Below are 18594 nucleotides of genomic sequence, written 5' to 3'. Positions count from 1 at the left end.
CACCGGATTAAGCGGAAAATGATTAACGGACTAAATAGCCGCCATCGACAACTAATAAATGGCCATTGACATAATCAGAGGCACGACTGGAGAGATAAACCATCGCCCCCATTAAATCCTGAGTATCGCCCCAGCGATTCGCCGGAATATGATCCAGTACGCGCTGATTGGTTTCAGGATTACTGCGAGTAGCGGTGGTAATTTCGGTGGCGTAATATCCCGGCGCAATGCCGTTGACCTGAATATTATATTGCCCGAGTTCATCGCAATAGGCTTTGGTGAAACCGGCGAGGGCATGTTTTGTCGCCGAATAGGCCGGGGACCACTGGCCGCCTAAATAAGAGAACAGCGAACAGATATTAATGATTTTTCCGCTCTGCTGCGGAATCATAATTTTCGCCGCTTCATGGCTTAATTCAAATGCTGCCGTCAGGTTGACGTCGATCATCGGGTCCCAGTCAGCACGACCAAAATCCAGCACTTTATTCAGCTTACAGATCCCGGCGTTGTTGACCAGAATATCGACGGTGCCAAAACGCTCGCAGCAGGCGGCGATGATCTTGCGCGGCGCGCCGTCGGCGGTGATGTCCACTTGCATAAATTCGACTTCCACGCCCTGCTGCTCAATCAGCTCGCGGGTTTCGCCGTTGTCTTTGATAAAGCTCGGGATAAACAGGTTGGCTCCCGCCTTTGCCAGCGCCATGGCGAACGCCTGGCCCAGGCCGCTGTTGCCCCCGGTGACGATCGCCGTTTTTCCCTTCAGGGAGAAGAAATCCATAGAAAATGCGTTAAGCGACTCGATAGACATAATGTGGCTCCACAATCCTTTAGGCAAAAAAAAAGAAAGGCAACTTCCCCCGGTAAGAGGGAAGTCACCTTTCTCATGTTCTCTGGTAACTGTGGATAATTTGTAGCATAGCCAGGTAGAGTCTAATGTGATGGAAATCACAGAGCCGTGTTTCAGCCCCATGAAATAACAAATGGTCAGAAGCGTGATTATTCTCACACTCAAACACCGTCACGCATGTTATTTGTAGTGTAATTACTAGAGACCAAGAGAAAAGTAATCCTCCTGAAAAGGCGGTTTACTTTTCTCTTTTTTTTGTTTGTTTTTTGCCCTATTAACCTACACCACTAACGTGAGAGATCCCTATGCAACATTCACCCTGGCGTCGCTGGATTACCCTCGCCATTATTAGTTTTAGCGGTGGCGTGAGTTTTGATCTCGCCTATTTGCGCTATATCTATCAAATCCCGATGGCAAAATTTATGGGATTTAGCAATACCGAAATAGGGTTAATCATGAGTACTTTCGGAATAACCGCAATTATTCTCTACGCGCCGAGTGGGGTTATTGCCGATAAATTTTCGCACCGCAAGATGATTACCTCCGCGATGATCATTACCGGCCTGCTGGGATTTATCATGGCCACCTATCCCCCTCTGTGGGTGATGCTGCTGATTCAGGTGGCGTTCGCCATCACCACTATTTTGATGCTGTGGTCGGTATCCATCAAAGCCGCGTCAATGCTCGGCGACAGCAGCGAGCAGGGTAAGATCATGGGCTGGATGGAAGGGCTGCGCGGCGTGGGGGTGATGTCGCTGGCGGTGTTTACCATGTGGGCCTTTTCGCGCTTTGCGCCGGACGACGCTAACAGCCTGAAAACGGTGATCATGATCTACAGCGTGGTCTACATTCTGCTCGGGATCTTGTGCTGGTTCTTTGTCGCTGACGGGACGAGCCAGTACGCGCCCGGTGCGGTGGCAGACAAGAAAACCTTTCAGCTCAGCGACATTCTTTCGGTTCTGCGCATCAGCACCACCTGGTACTGCAGCCTGATCATTTTCGGCGTGTACACGATCTACGCCATCCTCAGCTACTCCACAAACTATCTGACGGAAATGTACGGCATGTCGCTGGTGGCGGCGAGCTACATGGGGATCGTGATCAATAAAATCTTCCGCGCCTTCTGCGGCCCGCTCGGCGGGATCATCACCACCTACAGCCGGGTGAAATCCCCGACGCGGGTGATTCAGATCCTGTCCGTGGTGAGTGCGCTGACGCTGGCGGCGCTGCTCGCCACCAACAGCCAGCCGCAGTCCGTCGCCATCGGGATTGGCCTGATTCTGCTGCTGGCCTTCACCTGCTACGCCTCACGCGGGCTCTATTTTGCCTGCCCCGGCGAGGCGCGTACGCCGACCTTTATCATGGGCACCACCGTCGGGATCTGCTCGGTGATCGGTTTTCTGCCGGATGTCTTTGTTTACCCTATCGTCGGCCACTGGCAGGATACGCTGCCTGCCGCCGAAGCCTATCGCAATATGTGGATGATGGGACTGTGCGCCGTGTGCATGGTGATCGTCTTTACATTCCTGCTGTTTCGGAAAATCAAAGGAGAAGAGCAATGTCGAAGCATTACATCATTGGAATAGATGGCGGGAGTCAGAGTACCAAAGTGGTGATGTACGACCTCAAGGGAAACGTGGTGTGCGAAGGCAAGGGTCTGTTGCAGCCGATGCACACGCCCGATGCCGACACGGTGGAACATCCCGATGACGATCTCTGGACTTCCCTGTGCGCCGCGGGAAAAGATCTGATGCGCCAGTTCGGCGGCAAGCCGGAGGAGATTGTCGGGATTGGTCTCGGGTCGATCCGCTGCTGTCGCGCCCTGCTCAAAGCCGACGGAACGCCCGCTGCGCCGCTCATCAGCTGGCAGGACGCCCGCGTGACGCGCCCGTATGAACATACGCAGAAAGACGTGGCTTACGTCACCTCGTTTTCGGGTTATCTCTCGCACCGTCTGACGGGCGAGCGCAAAGACAACATCGCCAACTACTTCGGTCAGTGGCCGGTGGATTACAGAACCTGGGACTGGAGCGAGGACGAGGCGATCTTTACGAAATTCAACATCCCACGCGAGATGCTGTTTGACGTGCAGATGCCCGGCACGGTGCTGGGCCATATCACCCCGGAGGCCGCAAAAGCGACGGGTTTCCCGAAGGGTCTGCCGGTGGTGTGCAGCACCAGCGACAAAGCGGTCGAAGCGCTGGGGGCCGGTCTGCTCGACGATGAAACGGCGGTGATTTCGCTTGGCACCTATATCGCGCTGATGATGAACGGCACCACGCTGCCAAAAGATCCGCAGGCCTATTGGCCGATTATGTCGTCGATTCCTGAAACTCTGCTGTACGAGGGTTACGGCATTCGCAAAGGGATGTGGACGGTGAGCTGGCTGCGCGACATGCTCGGCGAATCTCTGATTCAGGATGCCAAATCCCAGGGCGTCTCACCGGAAGATTATCTCAACCAGAAAGCCAGCCACGTGCCGCCGGGCTGCGACGGCCTGATGACCGTCCTCGACTGGCTGACCAACCCGTGGGAGCCGTATAAGCGTGGGATCATGATTGGCTTTAACGCCACCATGGATTACGCGTGGATCTACCGCTCGATTCTGGAGAGCATCGCCCTGACGCTGAAAAACAACTACGACAACATGTGCGCAGAAAGGCAGCACGTGGCGAAGCGGCTGATCATCACCGGCGGCGGCTCGAACAGCGATCTGTTTATGCAGATTTTCGCCGACGTGTTTAACCTGCCGACGCAGCGCAATGCGATCAACGGCTGCGCCAGCTTAGGTTCGGCCATTAATACGGCGGTCGGGCTGGGTGTCTATCCGTCGTATCAGCAGGCGGTGGAGAAGATGGTGCGGGTGAAAGATGTGTTTACGCCGGTCGCGGCCCATGCGGCGCGCTATGAGGCGATGAACAAAGGGATCTTCAAAGAGCTCACTCAGCACACGGACCCGATTTTGAAAAAATCGTACGCGGTTTTCCACGGGGATTTGAGCGAGGTGGAGGCGATTCAGAGCTGGTCGAACGCGTGAGCTGTGTTGCCGGGTGGCGCTAACGCTTACCCGGCCTACAAAACCCGTTGGCCTGGCAAGCATTGACCTTGTAGGCCGGGTAAGGCGAAGCCGCCACCCGGCATTTCAGTCAGGCTATATTCAAATACTTGTGCGTCTGCATCGACAAACGCCAGTTGCGGGCGATACAGGTTTCGATGCACAGACGCGTGGCGTCGTCTTTCTGGCTGATCGGCTGCAGGGCAATAATGCGCTGCTTTTCATCCGTCAGCGTCGCCAGCAGTTCGTCGAGTGCTTCAATATCACGCACGCGGCCAACCGGGTGTTTGATCTCATCGGCGCGTTCGAGCGCCTGCGACAACACGTCATACCCACCGCGCATGTTCACTTTTGGCGACACGGTCACCCAGGTCGAGTGGGAGCAGCGCACTTCGTGGGTGCCGCTGGTTTCGATCTGGCAGCTGTAGCCATTCTTTTCCAGCAGATCCGTCAGCGGGGTGAGATCGTGGATGCAGGGTTCGCCACCGGTGATCACGATGTGGCGGGCGGTCCAGCCCTGACGACCAATGATCGCCAGCAGGTCTTCCGCACTGCCAGCGCCCCATTTATCGCTCTCTTTGGTTTTGGCCAGAATACTAAACAGCGACACTTCCCGATCTGCGAGTTTATCCCACGTATGTTTGGTATCACACCAGGCACAGCCGACCGGGCATCCCTGTAAACGAATAAAAATAGCAGGAACGCCGGTGAAGTAACCCTCGCCTTGCAGGGTCTGGAACATCTCGTTAATCGGGTACTGCATAGTCATCTCAGTAAAGGGGATAAACGATAAGTATCGCAGATCCCCGCCTAAGTATCATGCCCGATCGGTGCTTTACGCCTCAATCGCCGCCACAAAGCGGGCAGTAATCTGCTGTGGACGCGTGATCGCCCCGCCGACCACCACCGTATGCGCGCCTAATTCCAGGCAACGCGCGGCCAGTTCGGGTGTCTCGACGTTGCCTTCAGCGACGACCGGAATGGTCACCGCCGCCAGCACCTCGCGTAAGAATCCACAATCATTTTCACGCAACAGACGGCCCGTCGTATTCGCCGTATAGCCGTGAAGCGTGGTGCCGACGCAGTCGAATCCGAGATCCTGCGCGGTTTTAGCCTCCGCGACGGTCGCGATATCCGCCATCAACAGCAGAGAGGGATAGCGCGCGCGAATCTTCTCGACCAGCGCGGCCAGCGTTTCGCCGCCTGGACGCGGACGGTCGGTGGCGTCGAGGGCAATCATTTCCGGCGTCACCGTCATCAGCTCGTCGATCTCTTTCATCGTTGCGGTGATGAATACCTCGCTGTCCGCATAATCACGTTTGATGATGCCAATCACCGGCAAAGAGACGGTCTCTTTGATGGCGGCAATATCCACCACGCTGTTGGCGCGAATGGCAACCGCCCCGCCCTGCGCGGCTGCCAGCGCCATGCGCGACATGATAAATGAACTGTGCAGCGGTTCGTTTTCCAGCGCCTGACAGGAGACGATCAATTTGCCTTTCAAAACATCCAGTACCGTTTTCATTACGCTAAACTCTCTTCGACTTCGTTTTTAATGATGGTGACGTGCGGGCCATAAATGACCTGAACCCCGTTCCCTCGGACGATGACGCCGCGTGCGCCGGTCGCTTTCAGTGCCGCTTCGTCGACCTTGCTGCCGTCTTTTACCGTGACGCGCAGTCGCGTGGCGCAGCAGTCCACCTCTTCCAGATTTTCCCTGCCGCCTAACCCCGCAATCACCGCCGCCGCGCGTTCGCTCTGTGGCAGCGTGCTTTCGACAACCGCCTCTTTCTCGCGGCCCGGCGTCGCAAAACCAAAGCGGTTAATCAGGTAGCGGAAGGTGAAGTAGTAGAGGAAGAACCACGGCACGCCGACCAGCGGGACGTACATCCAGTGGGTTTTGGCTTCGCCCTGCAGGACGCCAAACAGAATGAAATCGATGAAACCGCCCGAGAAAGTCTGCCCGATGGTGATGTGCAGAATGTGGGCGATCATGAACGCCAGCCCGTCGAAGAAGGCATGGATAACGTATAACACCGGGGCGATAAACAGGAACGAGAACTCAATCGGCTCGGTGATCCCGGTCAGGAAAGAGGTCAGCGCCGCCGAGAGCAGCAGCCCCGCCACGCGTTTTTTGTTCTCCGGTTTTGCCGTGTGGTACATCGCCAGACACGCGCCCAGCAGGCCGAACATCATGGTGATAAAACGCCCGGACATGAAGCGCGAGGTGCCGATGTAAAACTGCTGAGTATTAGGGTCGGCAAGCTGCGCGAAGAAGATGCGCTGCGTCCCTTCCACCAGCTGGCCGTTGACGATTTCACTTCCGCCCAGCGCCGTGGTCCAGAATGGCAGATAGAAGATATGATGCAGGCCGAATGGGCCAAGCATACGCAGGATAAACCCGTACAAGAACGTGCCGAGATAGCCGGTCGCATCAACCAGACCGCCGAGGCCAAATATCATTTTCTGGAAGTGCGGCCAGACAACCGTCATCAGCGCACCGACCACAATCGCCGCCAGTGAACTAATGATTGGCACAAAGCGCGAGCCCCCGAAGAAACCGAGGAACTGCGGCAGGGCGATTTTGTTGAAGCGATGGTGCAGCGCGCAGGTCACCAGACCAATCACCACACCGCCGAAGACGCCGGTTTCCAGCGTCTGAATCCCCAGCGTCATTCCCTGCCCGACCGCGCCAGGATTTTCATGCGCCAGCGTGCCGGTAAGGATCAGCAGCGCATTGATGGTGGCATTCATCACCAGAAAAGCGAGCAGCGCCGCCAGCCCGGCGGTGCCTTTGTCAGTTTTCGCCAGCCCGACGGCCACGCCCACGGCAAACAGCACCGAGAGGTTGGCAAAGACAATCGAACCCGCGCTGCTCATGATGGTGAAAATCGCCTGCAGCCAGCCGACATCCAGGAACGGATAGGCCGTCAGCGTGTTGGGGTTGGACAATGCCCCGCCAATCCCGAGCAGCAGGCCCGCGGCGGGCAGGACGGCTATCGGCAGCATGAACGATTTGCCGAACCGCTGCGCCTTTTCAAACCACGCCCCCGAGGAGGCCCCACTGAACATTTGCATCATATTTTCAATTCCCCTGTGTATTGATGAAAATTTTTACCACACAAATTAATTAAACTGAAAATTATCATCAAAGATCGTGGTATCGATCATACTTTTTTAAAATGACTGGCATCTCTACCCCGCTTTCCGCCACACTAGCCGCAGAGAAACGCATTAAGGATCCTGCATGTCAGAAAATGAAAACCTGCTGCTGAGGCTGCGCCAGAGCGTCTCCGGGTACAGCCCCATTCAGCAAAAACTGGGCGAGTTCGTGTTAAACGATCCTGCAAAAGTGCTCTATCTGACGATCACCGAGCTGGCGCGCGAAAGTGACACCAGTGAGGCGAGCGTGACGCGCTTATGCCGCGCGCTGGGGTGTAAGGGATATACGGAATTCAAAATGGCGTTGGCGCTGGATGTGCAGCGGATCCAGGCGCCTGCCCGTAAGGGCGATGAGATTGACGAAGTGGTGGAGGAGTCGGTGCAGGCGCTGCGGGATACTTCGCAGCTGCTCGACAGAGAGGTGCTGTTAGCCGCAGCGCAGGCGCTGCATCAGTCGCGTTCGGTCTATATCTACGGTGTCGCGGCCAGCGCCATTATCGGCGACTACCTGCACTACAAACTGCTGCGTCTGGGGAAACCGGCCCAGCTGTTCAGCGATATGCATCGGGCATCAATGAACGCGACGACCCTGAACCCGGACGATTTGATTGTGGCGATTTCGAGTTCCGGCTCAACGCGCGATCTGCTCCACGTGGTGAAGCTGGCCCGTAAACGCGGCGCGAAGGTGCTGGCGCTGAGTAACACGCCGCGCAGCCCCCTGGCGTCGATCAGTGACATGTTGCTGGTGGCAGCAAAACCGGAAGGACCGCTGAGCGCGGGGGCGTTGAACGCCAAAGTGGGCGTGATGCTGCTGGTGGAGTTGCTGGCGACGTCGCTTATCACGCTCGACGATCGCTACGGCGATATCAGCCAGCAAACGGCGAGCGCAACGCTCCCCCTGCTGCTGTAAATCAGCCATAAAAAAACCCGCCGAAGCGGGTTTTTTCTTAAGAGTGAAAGCTCAGTAGATTACTGACCTTTGATCTCTTTACGACCGTTGTACGGCGCTTTTTCACCCAGTGCTTCTTCGATACGAATCAGCTGGTTGTATTTAGCGACGCGATCAGAACGGCTCATAGAACCGGTTTTGATCTGGCCTGCAGCGGTACCAACAGCCAGGTCAGCGATGGTAGCGTCTTCAGTTTCGCCTGAACGGTGAGAGATAACGGCAGTGTAGCCAGCGTCTTTCGCCATTTTGATCGCAGCCAGAGTTTCGGTCAGAGAACCGATCTGGTTGAATTTGATCAGGATGGAGTTAACGATGCCTTTGTCGATACCTTCTTTCAGGATCTTGGTGTTGGTTACGAACAGATCGTCACCAACCAGCTGGATTTTGTCGCCCAGTACTTTAGTCTGGTATGCGAAACCATCCCAGTCAGATTCGTCCAGACCGTCTTCGATAGAGACGATTGGGTACTGTTTGGTCAGGTCTTCCAGGAAGTGAGTGAACTCTTCGGAAGAGAAGGCTTTGTTGCCTTCGCCAGCCAGAACGTATTTACCGTCTTTGTAGAATTCAGATGCTGCACAGTCCATCGCCAGGGTGATGTCGGTGCCCAGCTCGTAGCCCGCTGCTTTTACTGCTTCAGCGATAACAGCCAGAGCTTCTGCGTTAGAACCCAGGTTAGGCGCGTAGCCACCTTCGTCACCAACAGCAGTGTTCATACCTTTAGCTTTCAGAACTTTAGCCAGGTTGTGGAACACTTCAGAACCCATACGAACCGCTTCTTTCAGGGATTTCGCGCCAACTGGCTGAATCATGAATTCCTGAATATCAACGTTGTTGTCCGCGTGCTCACCACCGTTGATGATGTTCATCATCGGAACCGGCATGGAGTATTTGCCTGGGGTGCCGTTCAGTTCAGCGATGTGCTCATACAGCGGCTGACCTTTAGAAGCAGCAGCGGCTTTGGCGTTAGCCAGAGACACAGCCAGGATTGCGTTCGCACCGAAGTTAGATTTGTTTTCAGTACCGTCCAGGTCGATCATGATTTTATCGATGCCAGCCTGGTCTTTGGCGTCTTTGCCAAGGATTGCCTGAGCGATAGGACCGTTTACAGCGCCAACAGCTTTCAGTACGCCTTTACCCAGGAAACGGGATTTGTCGCCATCGCGCAGTTCCAGCGCTTCGCGGGAACCAGTAGAAGCTCCTGACGGAGCAGCTGCCATACCGACGAAACCACCTTCCAGGTGAACTTCGGCTTCAACGGTCGGGTTACCACGGGAGTCGATGATTTCACGACCGATGACTTTAACGATTTTGGACATTAGATTTTCCTCAGTACAAGTTAAACTAAAACTCCAGACAAACAACGCGTACCTGAGGTACGCGTTGCCGTTCTAACTTTTTTTACTTCGCCTGACGCTTCTGATATTCGCTGGCGGCTTTCACAAAGCCTGCAAACAGCGGATGTCCGTCACGCGGCGTTGAAGTAAATTCCGGGTGGAATTGACAGGCAACGAACCACGGATGGTTTGGCACCTCAATGATCTCGACTAACTGATCATCCCCGGAGCGGCCCGCGATACGCAGACCCGCAGCTTCGATTTGTTTCAACAGCATGTTGTTGACTTCGTAGCGGTGACGATGGCGTTCAGTGATGGTTGCCGCGCCATACATCTTGCGAACCAGACTATCAGCCGACACCTGGCAAGCCTGAGCGCCAAGACGCATCGTGCCACCCAGATCGCTCTTCTCAGTACGGACTTCGACGTTGCCGTCTTCATCGCGCCATTCGGTGATAAGCGCCACAACAGGGTACTTACAGTCTGGCACAAATTCCGTAGAGTTCGCGTTTTCCATCCCGACTACGTTACGAGCGAACTCGATCAACGCAACCTGCATACCCAGGCAAATGCCGAGGTAAGGAATATTGTTTTCACGCGCATAGCGTGCGGTAGCGATCTTGCCTTCCACACCGCGGTAGCCGAAGCCGCCAGGGATCAGAATAGCATCCAGATCTTTCAGAATTTCGACACCGCGAGTTTCCACATCCTGCGAATCAATCAGCTTGATGTTAACGGAGACGCGATTCTTCAGACCACCGTGTTTCAGCGCTTCGATAACTGACTTATAGGCGTCCGGCAGTTCAATGTACTTGCCGACCATACCGATAGTCACTTCGCCTGCCGGATTGGCTTCTTCGTAGATAACCTGTTCCCATTCTGACAGATTAGCTTCCGGACAGTTCAAGCTGAATCGTTTACAAATATAATCGTCCAGACCCTGTGATTTCAACAGGCCCGGGATTTTATAAATGGAATCGACGTCTTTCAGAGAAATCACAGCCTTTTCAGCAACGTTACAGAACAATGCAATTTTCGCGCGCTCGTTGGCCGGAACGGCACGATCGGAGCGGCAAATCAGGATATCCGGCTGGATACCGATGGAGAGCAGTTCTTTTACGGAGTGCTGAGTCGGTTTGGTTTTCACTTCACCGGCAGCGGCCATGTATGGCACCAGCGTCAGGTGCATGAACAGCGCGTGTTCACGACCAATATCAACCGCTAACTGACGAATCGCTTCCAGGAATGGCAGGGATTCGATATCACCGACCGTACCGCCAATTTCAACCAGCACAACGTCGTGGCCTTCGCCACCTGCGATGATGCGCTCTTTGATAGCGTTGGTGATGTGCGGGATAACCTGAACGGTTGCGCCTAAGTAGTCGCCACGGCGTTCTTTACGCAGAACGTCGGAGTAGATACGACCCGTGGTGAAGTTGTTGCGGCGACTCATTTTAGTACGGATGAAGCGCTCGTAGTGACCTAAGTCCAAATCGGTTTCAGCGCCGTCTTCGGTAACGAACACTTCGCCGTGCTGGATTGGGCTCATGGTGCCTGGATCGACGTTGATGTACGGATCCAGTTTCATCATAGTCACATTGAGGCCACGGGCTTCAAGAATGGCCGCGAGAGAGGCTGCGGCAATGCCTTTACCCAGAGAGGATACAACCCCGCCGGTCACAAAAATATAGTTCGTTGTCATGCTGAACCTGAGAAGTTAGGTTGGAACGATGGAATAACCAAGACGGGAAAGTAGTATACCCGAACACGGCGAGCGCCACAAACTTTCATTCTCCGTCTCCTGTCTCAGGCTTTGACAAACATAGGGAGTGAGAAAATAGCCCGTTTTGGGTAAATGTTTTTGACGCAAATCAAGCGCTTGTCATTTAAAAAATCACACAAATTGCGCTTGATCGCAAAAATCCGTTAGAGATCATGTTCCTGGCGTTTTACTTCCTGCCACACTTCTTCCATCAGATCGAGGTCAACGCCGGTCATTTCCAGGCCTCGCGCGGCGACAATCCGCTCGACTTCGCGGAAGCGACGTTCGAATTTGAGGTTGGCTTTTTGCAGCGCAGTTTCGGCTTTTACCCCTAAATGACGAGAAAGGTTGACCGTAGCAAACAGCAGATCGCCCATCTCCTCTTCCAGTCGGGCTTCATCAATCACCGCCTGTTTGGCTTCATCCATCACTTCGTCGATCTCTTCGTAAACTTTGTCGAGCACCGGGCCAAGTGAGGTCCAGTCAAAGCCCACGGCGGAGCAACGCTTCTGGATTTTATGCGCGCGCATCAGGGACGGCAGGCTCAGTGGAATATCGTCCAGCGCCGAATGCAGGGATTTTTCAGCGCGTTCAGCGCTCTTGATCTGCTCCCAGCGGACCAGCACCTCTTCGCTGTTGCCGGCGGTCGCGTCAGCAAAAATGTGCGGATGGCGGCGCTCGAGTTTATCGCTGATGGCGGCACAAATATCATTGAAATCAAAGCGCCCTTCTTCCTGTGCCATCTGCGCGTAGAACACCACCTGGAACAGCAGATCGCCCAGTTCGCCGCGCAGATCGTCAAAATCTTCGCGCGAGATGGCGTCCAGCACTTCGTAGGTCTCTTCAAGGGTATAAGGCGCGATGGTGGCGAAGGTCTGCTCTTTGTCCCATGGACAGCCGTTTTCCGGGTCACGCAGACGTTTCATGATGCCGAGGAGGCGGTCGAGTTGGTTCATTTTTACATCCAGAATAGAGGAATTTGCCGGGTGGCGCTGACGCTTACCCGGCCTACGAAAAAATTAAAATTACCCGCCGTGCAGACGACGCGCGTCGATCACATCCGGCACCTGGTTCAGCTTACCGAGCACGCGGCCCAGCACCTGCAGGTTATAGATTTCGATGGTCATATCGATGGTGGCAAGCTGCTCGCGGGTATCGCTGCGGCTCGCCACGCCCAGAACGTTGACCTTCTCGTTGGCGAGGATAGTGGTGATATCACGCAGCAAACCGCTGCGATCGTTGGCGGTGACGCGTACCACCAGCGAATAGCCTGCGGAGTAGCTCTCGCCCCACACCGCATCGACAATGCGCTCTGGCGCGTGGGATTGCAGCTCGGCCAGCTGTTCACAGTCGGAGCGGTGAATGGAGATCCCGCGCCCCTGGGTGATAAAGCCGACGATGTCATCGCCTGGGATCGGCTGACAGCAGCGGGCGATGTGGTGCATCAGATTGCCGACGCCTTCGACCACCACGCGGCCATTGTCTTTGCTGCGATGCTGTGGCGTGTAGGTTTTCTGCTGCAGCTGCTTCAGCGCCGCCGCATCCTGCTCCGCCGCGCTCGGTTTGTTGAACTGCGACTGCAGGAAATTCACCATCTGGTTGAGGCGAATATCGCCTCCGCCAATGGCCGCCAGCAGCTCGTCCAGTTCGTTAAAGTTGTAGCGCGGCAGCAGGTGTTTTTCCGCCTCTTTGATGCTGATGCCTAAATGCTCAAGCTCATCGTCAAGGATCTGGCGGCCCGCGAGGATATTCTTGTCGCGGTCCTGTTTACGGAACCACGCGTGAATTTTCGAGCGCCCACGGCTGGTGGTGACATACCCCAGGTTCGGGTTCAGCCAGTCGCGGCTCGGGTTCGGCTGTTTCTGGGTGATGATTTCAATCTGATCGCCCATCTGCAACTGATAGGTAAAGGGCACGATGCGCCCGCCAATCTTCGCCCCGATGCAGCGATGCCCCACATCGCTGTGGATGTGGTAGGCAAAGTCGAGCGGCGTTGAACCGGCTGGCAAATCGACCACGTCGCCTTTAGGCGTAAAGACATAGACCCGGTCATCGAAGACCTGGCTGCGCACTTCGTCGAGCATTTCGCCGGAGTCGGCCATCTCTTCCTGCCACGCAATCAGCTTACGCAGCCACGCAATGCGGTCCTCGTGACCGGTGCGCGTTCCGCTTGATGGGCCTTCTTTGTATTTCCAGTGTGCGGCGACGCCTAGTTCGGCGTCTTCGTGCATCTGTTTGGTACGAATTTGAATCTCAACCGTTTTTCCACCCGGGCCGAGCACCACGGTGTGGATCGACTGATAGCCGTTCGGTTTCGGGTTCGCGACATAGTCGTCAAACTCATCCGGCAGATGACGGAAGTGAGTATGCACTATCCCCAGCGCAGCGTAGCAGTCCTGCAGGCGGTCGGCGACGATGCGCACCGCGCGCACGTCAAACAGCTCGTCAAAGGCGAGATGTTTTTTCTGCATTTTGCGCCAGATGCTGTAGATGTGCTTCGGACGACCGTAGACTTCCGCCCGCACGTTCTCTTCTTTCATCGACTGGCGCAAACCACCCACGAACTCGTCGATGTAGTGCTCACGATCGATACGACGCTCGTGCAGCAGTTTGGCAATACGTTTGTATTCCGCCGGGTGCAGGTAGCGGAAGCAGTAATCTTCCAGCTCCCATTTCAGCTGGCCGATCCCTAAGCGGTTCGCGAGGGGCGCGTAGATGTTGGTACACTCTTTCGCCGCCAGCACGCGTTCATCTTCCGGCGCATCTTTCACTTCGCGCAGGTGGGCAATACGCTCGGCGAGCTTGATGACCACGCAGCGGAAATCATCCACCATCGCGAGCAGCATGCGGCGAACGTTATCGACCTGTTCGGAGGAGACGGAATCCGTCTGAGCGGCTTTCAGCTGGCGAATGGCAGCCATGTCGCGCACGCCGTGGATCAGCGCGACGACCGGTTTGCCGACGCTGTCACGCAGCACGTCTTCGCTCACCACTTCGGCATCTGCCAGCGGGAAGAGCAGCGCGGCCTGCAGGGTTTCGAGATCCATGTTGAGCATGGAGAGGATTTCGACCATCTCGATACCGCGCCATAACAGCAGTTCGGCATCGGGATGTCCCGTCGTCGTTCGCAGACAATAGGCCCAGGTTTCGGTTAAGCGTTCACACGACTGCTGGCTGGAAATCCCCAGACTTGCGATCCATTTTTGTGGGTCAAACTCACCAGCTTTATTGAGATGTGCACTTCTTACCGCAACCATCGTCCTCTCCTTTAGGGACCAGGGCCTGTCGAATTCGACAAGCCGAAACGAAATTCATCAGTTTTGCTCGAACAACACCATTGATTCCAGATGCCCAGTGTGCGGGAACATGTCCAGCATTGCCAGACGCTGAATCTGGTAACCCGCGCTCAATAATGCCTCACTGTCGCGGGCGAGCGTGGCTGGATTACAGGAAACATAGACCACGCGTTTTGGCGCGAGTTTAATTATATGCTGCATTACGCCAGGCGCACCCGCGCGTGCAGGATCGAGCAGAATTTTATCGAAACCGTGCTTCGCCCACGGCTGCAAAGTGACATCCTCTTCCAGATTTTCATGAAAAAATGTCACATTGTGCAACGCATTGCGCTCGGCGTTTTCCTGCCCTTTTGCCACCAGCGCCTCGACGCCTTCCACGCCGACCACGCTGGCCGCCCGTTTTGCCAGTGGAAGCGTGAAATTGCCCATTCCGCAAAACAGGTCGAGCACCCGGTCGCCCGGCTGAACGTCCAGCCACTCAATGGCTGTGGCGACCATCTGCTGATTGACGCCGTCATTGACCTGGATGAAGTCGCGCGGGCTGAACGTTAAGCGTAGCCCGTCCGACAGATACCAGGGAGTTTCCCCCGTAACCTGTTCAAGTATCTCGCTTTGGGGCGCAAGAAAAAGCGCCAGCTCGTGAGAATGCGAAAAGCGTTCCAGTTTTTCGCGGTCTTTGGCAGAAAGTGGCGCGGTGTGACGCAGCACCATCAGCGGGCCGTTGTCGGCCAGCACCAGTTCGACGTGCCCGAGCGAGCGCACGCCCTGCAATTCAGAGAGACATTCACGCAGGGGCGGGAGCAATGCTTCAAGACGGGGCACCAAAACGGGGCACTGCTTCACATCGACGATGTCACTCGCGGCTGCCTTGCGAAATCCCATCTCCAGCTTTTGCGTTTTGGGCTGGTAGTTCAGGCTCAGACGGGCGCGACGACGGTATCCCCATGGCTCGCCGGAGAGTATTGCATTCACATCATGCTTAATCAGACGTGCCAGCGCGGTGCTTTTGCTGCGCTGTTGCAGGGCAACATTCGCATGCTGCTGCTGGCAGCCGCCGCACACGCCAAAATACGGGCAGCGAGGCGCGGTGCGTTCCGCGCTATCATTAAGACGACGCTTCACCTTGCCGCGCGCATACTTGCTCTTGTCTTCCGTCAGAGTGACTTCGGCGCGCTCGGTGGGTAATAATCCGGGGATAAACACGGTCTTGCCTTGATGACGCGCAACGCCCTGGCCGAACGGGTCAAGGTCTGTCACATCAACAGTTATGATCTGACGCGTCGTCACGCGTCGCTTTGCAGAGTAGAATTGCGCCATCGCCGAGATTTTTCTCAAATAAACATAATGACCCTAATTGTCCCATAACGGAACTCCATGACCAACTACAGCCTGCGCGCGCGCATGATGATTTTGATTCTCGCCCCGACCGTTCTGATCGGTTTGCTGCTGAGCATCTTCTTTGTTGTGCACCGTTACAACGACTTGCAGCGTCAACTGGAAGATGCGGGAGCCAGCATCATCGAGCCGCTGGCCGTCTCCAGCGAATACGGGATGAACCTGCAAAACCGTGATTCGCTCGGCCAGCTAATTAGCGTGCTGCATCGCCGCCACTCGGAGATCGTACGGGCGATTTCGGTCTATGACGACAACAACCGCCTGTTCGTCACCTCGAATTTTCACCTCGATCCCAGTGAACTCAAAATCCCGGACGGGTCGCCCTTCCCCCGCCACCTGAGCGTACTGCGGCGTGGCGACATCATGATCCTGCGCACGCCGATTATTTCGGAGGGCTATTCACCGGATGAATCGGCCGTGTCCGACGCCAAGGCCAGCAATAATGTACTGGGATATGTGGCGCTGGAGCTGGATCTCAAGTCGGTGCGCCTGCAGCAGTACAAAGAGATTTTTATTTCCAGCGTGATGATGCTGTTCTGCATCGGCATTGCGCTGATTTTCGGCTGGCGACTGATGCGCGATGTGACCAGCCCGATCCGCAATATGGTGAATACCGTTGACCGCATCCGTCGCGGGCAGCTCGATAGCCGCGTCGAAGGCTTTATGCTCGGCGAGCTGGATATGCTCAAAAACGGCATCAACTCGATGGCGATGTCGCTGGCGGCCTATCACGAAGAGATGCAGCACAACGTCGATCAGGCGACCTCCGATCTGCGCGAAACGCTTGAGCAGATGGAGATTCAGAACGTCGAGCTGGATCTGGCGAAGAAACGCGCCCAGGAAGCGGCGCGCATTAAATCAGAGTTCCTCGCGAATATGTCTCACGAGCTGCGCACGCCGCTCAACGGGGTAATTGGCTTTACGCGTCTGACGCTCAAATCAGAACTCAACCCGACCCAGCGCGATCACCTGCACACCATCGAACGTTCTGCGAATAACCTGCTGGCGATCATCAACGACGTGCTGGACTTCTCCAAGCTGGAAGCAGGCAAGCTGATTCTGGAAAGCATTCCGTTCCCGCTGCGCAGCACGCTGGATGAAGTGGTGACGCTGCTGGCCCACTCGTCCCACGACAAGGGCCTTGAGCTGACGCTGAATATCAAAAATGATGTGCCGGATAACGTCATCGGCGATCCGCTGCGTCTGCAACAGGTGATTACCAATCTGGTCGGGAATGCCATCAAGTTTACCGAGAGTGGCAACATTGACGTGCTGGTGGAGCGACGGGCGATCAGCAATAACAAAGTGCAGATTGAGGTGCAGATCCGCGACACGGGCATTGGTATTCCCGAGCGCGATCAGTCCCGGCTGTTCCAGGCATTCCGTCAGGCGGACGCCAGTATTTCCCGGCGTCACGGCGGGACCGGCCTGGGGCTGGTGATCACCCAGAAACTGGTGAAAGAGATGGGCGGGGATATCTCCTTCCACAGCCAGCCAAACCGCGGCTCGACCTTCTGGTTCCATATTAATCTCGATCTCAACCCGAACGTGGTGACCGATGGCCCGATGACCGATTGCCTGCGCGGTAAGCGTCTGGCGTACGTTGAGCCGAACGCTGCGGCGGCGCAGAGTACGCTGGATGTGCTCAGCACCACGCCGCTGGATGTGATTTACAGCCCGACCTTCTCGGCGCTGGCGGTCGATCATTACGACATTTTACTGATGGGCATTCCGGTGACGTTCACCGGCGAGCTGACTATGCAGCAGGAGCGGCTGGCAAAGGCCGCGTCAATGACCGATTACCTGCTCTTAGCCCTGCCGTGCCACGCTCAGCTTAATGCTGAAGAGCTGAAAAACGACGGTGCAGCCGCCTGCCTGTTAAAACCGCTCACCGCCACGCGCCTGCTGCCTGCCCTGACGGAATATTGCCGCATCAATCATCACGCGATCCCCGTCACCAGCGAGGATCACAAGCTGCCCATGAGCGTCATGGCGGTGGATGATAATCCGGCCAACCTGAAGCTGATCGGCGTCCTGCTGGAGGATCAGGTGCATCACGTCGAGCTGTGCACCAGCGGTCCGCAGGCAGTCGAACAGGCCAAACAGATGCAGTTCGATCTGATTTTGATGGATATTCAGATGCCGGGCATGGACGGCATCCGCGCCTGCGAGCTGATTCGCCAGCTGCCGCATCAGCAGCAAACCCCGGTGATCGCCGTGACCGCCCACGCCATGGCCGGGCAGAAAGAGAAACTGCTCAGCGCGGGAATGAACGATTATCTGGCGAAACCGATCGACGAAGAGAAGCTCCACAGTCTGCTGTTGCGTTACAAACCGGGCTTCGCGACCGGCGTGACGCTGGCGGCGTCTGAACCTGCCGAAATCGCGGTGAACCCGAATGCCACGTTCGACTGGCAGCTGGCGTTACGTCAGGCGGCGGGAAAAGCCGATCTGGCGCGGGATATGCTGCAAATGCTGGTCGCGTTCCTCCCGGAAATCCGTAACAAAGTGGAAGAACAGCTGGTGGGTGAAAACCCGGAAGACTTGCTTGAAGCGATCCATAAACTGCACGGGAGTTGCAGCTACAGCGGCGTTCCGCGGCTGAAAAATCTGTGTCATTTGCTGGAGCAACAGCTGCGGTCGGGGACGGCGGAATCGGAGCTTGAGCCGGAATTTCTGGAGCTGCTGGATGAGATGGACAATGTGACGCGGGAAGCGAGGAAGGTGCTGGGGGTTAATTAGTGCGGGCAGGGCCCCTCACCCCGGCCCTTATGTCTTGATCTTCTCCGCTTCT

13 protein-coding genes are annotated in these 18594 nt (G+C 55.9%); 4 read left to right on the top strand and 9 right to left on the bottom strand.

The window, feature by feature from the left end; translation table 11 throughout:
- Positions 1-22: 22 nt before the first annotated feature.
- Entirely contained in the window at positions 23-808 is a 786-nt protein-coding gene (locus AC3WS9_RS04805) for an SDR family oxidoreductase (RefSeq protein ID WP_492487011.1), read from the bottom strand.
- Positions 809-1152: 344 nt separating this feature from the next.
- Between AC3WS9_RS04805 and AC3WS9_RS04800 the strand changes: the two genes are divergently transcribed.
- Together AC3WS9_RS04800 and AC3WS9_RS04795 are read left to right on the top strand one after the other, a co-directional pair.
- Positions 1153-2433 (top strand): MFS transporter, encoded by a 1281-nt coding sequence (locus tag AC3WS9_RS04800; RefSeq protein WP_492487009.1) that lies wholly within the window; start codon positions 1153-1155, stop codon positions 2431-2433.
- On the top strand, positions 2406-3884 hold the full coding sequence (locus tag AC3WS9_RS04795) for an FGGY-family carbohydrate kinase (RefSeq protein ID WP_492487007.1): 1479 nt from the start codon (positions 2406-2408) through the stop codon (positions 3882-3884). The genes AC3WS9_RS04800 and AC3WS9_RS04795 overlap by 28 nt, the downstream gene beginning before the upstream one ends.
- A gap of 109 nt (positions 3885-3993) precedes the next feature.
- On the opposite strand, the gene queE is transcribed toward AC3WS9_RS04795, so the two are convergent.
- The 3 genes from queE to AC3WS9_RS04780 form a co-directional block, all read right to left on the bottom strand.
- Positions 3994-4665: a 7-carboxy-7-deazaguanine synthase QueE gene (gene queE / locus AC3WS9_RS04790; protein WP_285143737.1), complete on the bottom strand. Its 672-nt coding sequence runs from the start codon at positions 4663-4665 to the stop codon at positions 3994-3996.
- A 72-nt stretch (positions 4666-4737) separates the two neighbouring features.
- A complete protein-coding gene (locus AC3WS9_RS04785) occupies positions 4738-5427 on the bottom strand; it encodes an N-acetylmannosamine-6-phosphate 2-epimerase (RefSeq protein WP_492487005.1) in 690 nt (229 codons plus the stop codon).
- Entirely contained in the window at positions 5427-6983 is a 1557-nt protein-coding gene (locus AC3WS9_RS04780) for a PTS transporter subunit EIIC (RefSeq protein ID WP_285143739.1), read from the bottom strand. Before AC3WS9_RS04780 ends, AC3WS9_RS04785 begins: the two co-directional genes overlap by 1 nt.
- A gap of 166 nt (positions 6984-7149) precedes the next feature.
- Between AC3WS9_RS04780 and AC3WS9_RS04775 the strand changes: the two genes are divergently transcribed.
- Positions 7150-7974 carry a MurR/RpiR family transcriptional regulator gene (locus AC3WS9_RS04775; protein WP_282492792.1) on the top strand — a complete coding sequence of 275 codons (825 nt, stop codon included), beginning with the start codon at positions 7150-7152 and terminating at the stop codon, positions 7972-7974.
- Positions 7975-8033: 59 nt separating this feature from the next.
- On the opposite strand, the gene eno is transcribed toward AC3WS9_RS04775, so the two are convergent.
- The 5 genes from eno to rlmD form a co-directional block, all read right to left on the bottom strand.
- Positions 8034-9329: a phosphopyruvate hydratase gene (eno, locus tag AC3WS9_RS04770; protein WP_282492791.1), complete on the bottom strand. Its 1296-nt coding sequence runs from the start codon at positions 9327-9329 to the stop codon at positions 8034-8036.
- 82 nt (positions 9330-9411) lie between these two features.
- Positions 9412-11049 (bottom strand): glutamine hydrolyzing CTP synthase, encoded by a 1638-nt coding sequence (gene pyrG, locus AC3WS9_RS04765; RefSeq protein WP_492487002.1) that lies wholly within the window; start codon positions 11047-11049, stop codon positions 9412-9414.
- Positions 11050-11273: 224 nt separating this feature from the next.
- On the bottom strand, positions 11274-12065 hold the full coding sequence (gene mazG / locus AC3WS9_RS04760; protein WP_492487000.1) for a nucleoside triphosphate pyrophosphohydrolase: 792 nt from the start codon (positions 12063-12065) through the stop codon (positions 11274-11276).
- Between the two features lie 69 nt (positions 12066-12134).
- Positions 12135-14366, bottom strand: a complete 2232-nt coding sequence (relA, locus tag AC3WS9_RS04755) for a GTP diphosphokinase (RefSeq protein WP_282492788.1) — start codon at positions 14364-14366, stop codon at positions 12135-12137.
- A gap of 57 nt (positions 14367-14423) precedes the next feature.
- Positions 14424-15722, bottom strand: coding sequence for a 23S rRNA (uracil(1939)-C(5))-methyltransferase RlmD (gene rlmD / locus AC3WS9_RS04750; protein ID WP_492486997.1), 1299 nt, complete (start codon positions 15720-15722; stop codon positions 14424-14426).
- Positions 15723-15779: 57 nt separating this feature from the next.
- Here rlmD and barA point away from each other — a divergent pair, with 57 nt between their 5' ends.
- Positions 15780-18542 (top strand): two-component sensor histidine kinase BarA, encoded by a 2763-nt coding sequence (barA, locus tag AC3WS9_RS04745; protein WP_492486995.1) that lies wholly within the window; start codon positions 15780-15782, stop codon positions 18540-18542.
- Positions 18543-18594 lie beyond the last annotated feature (52 nt).

The organism is Lelliottia sp. EB106-05-01-XG201 (assembly GCF_058791735.1).
This window is presented reverse-complemented; position numbering and strand designations above follow the sequence as displayed.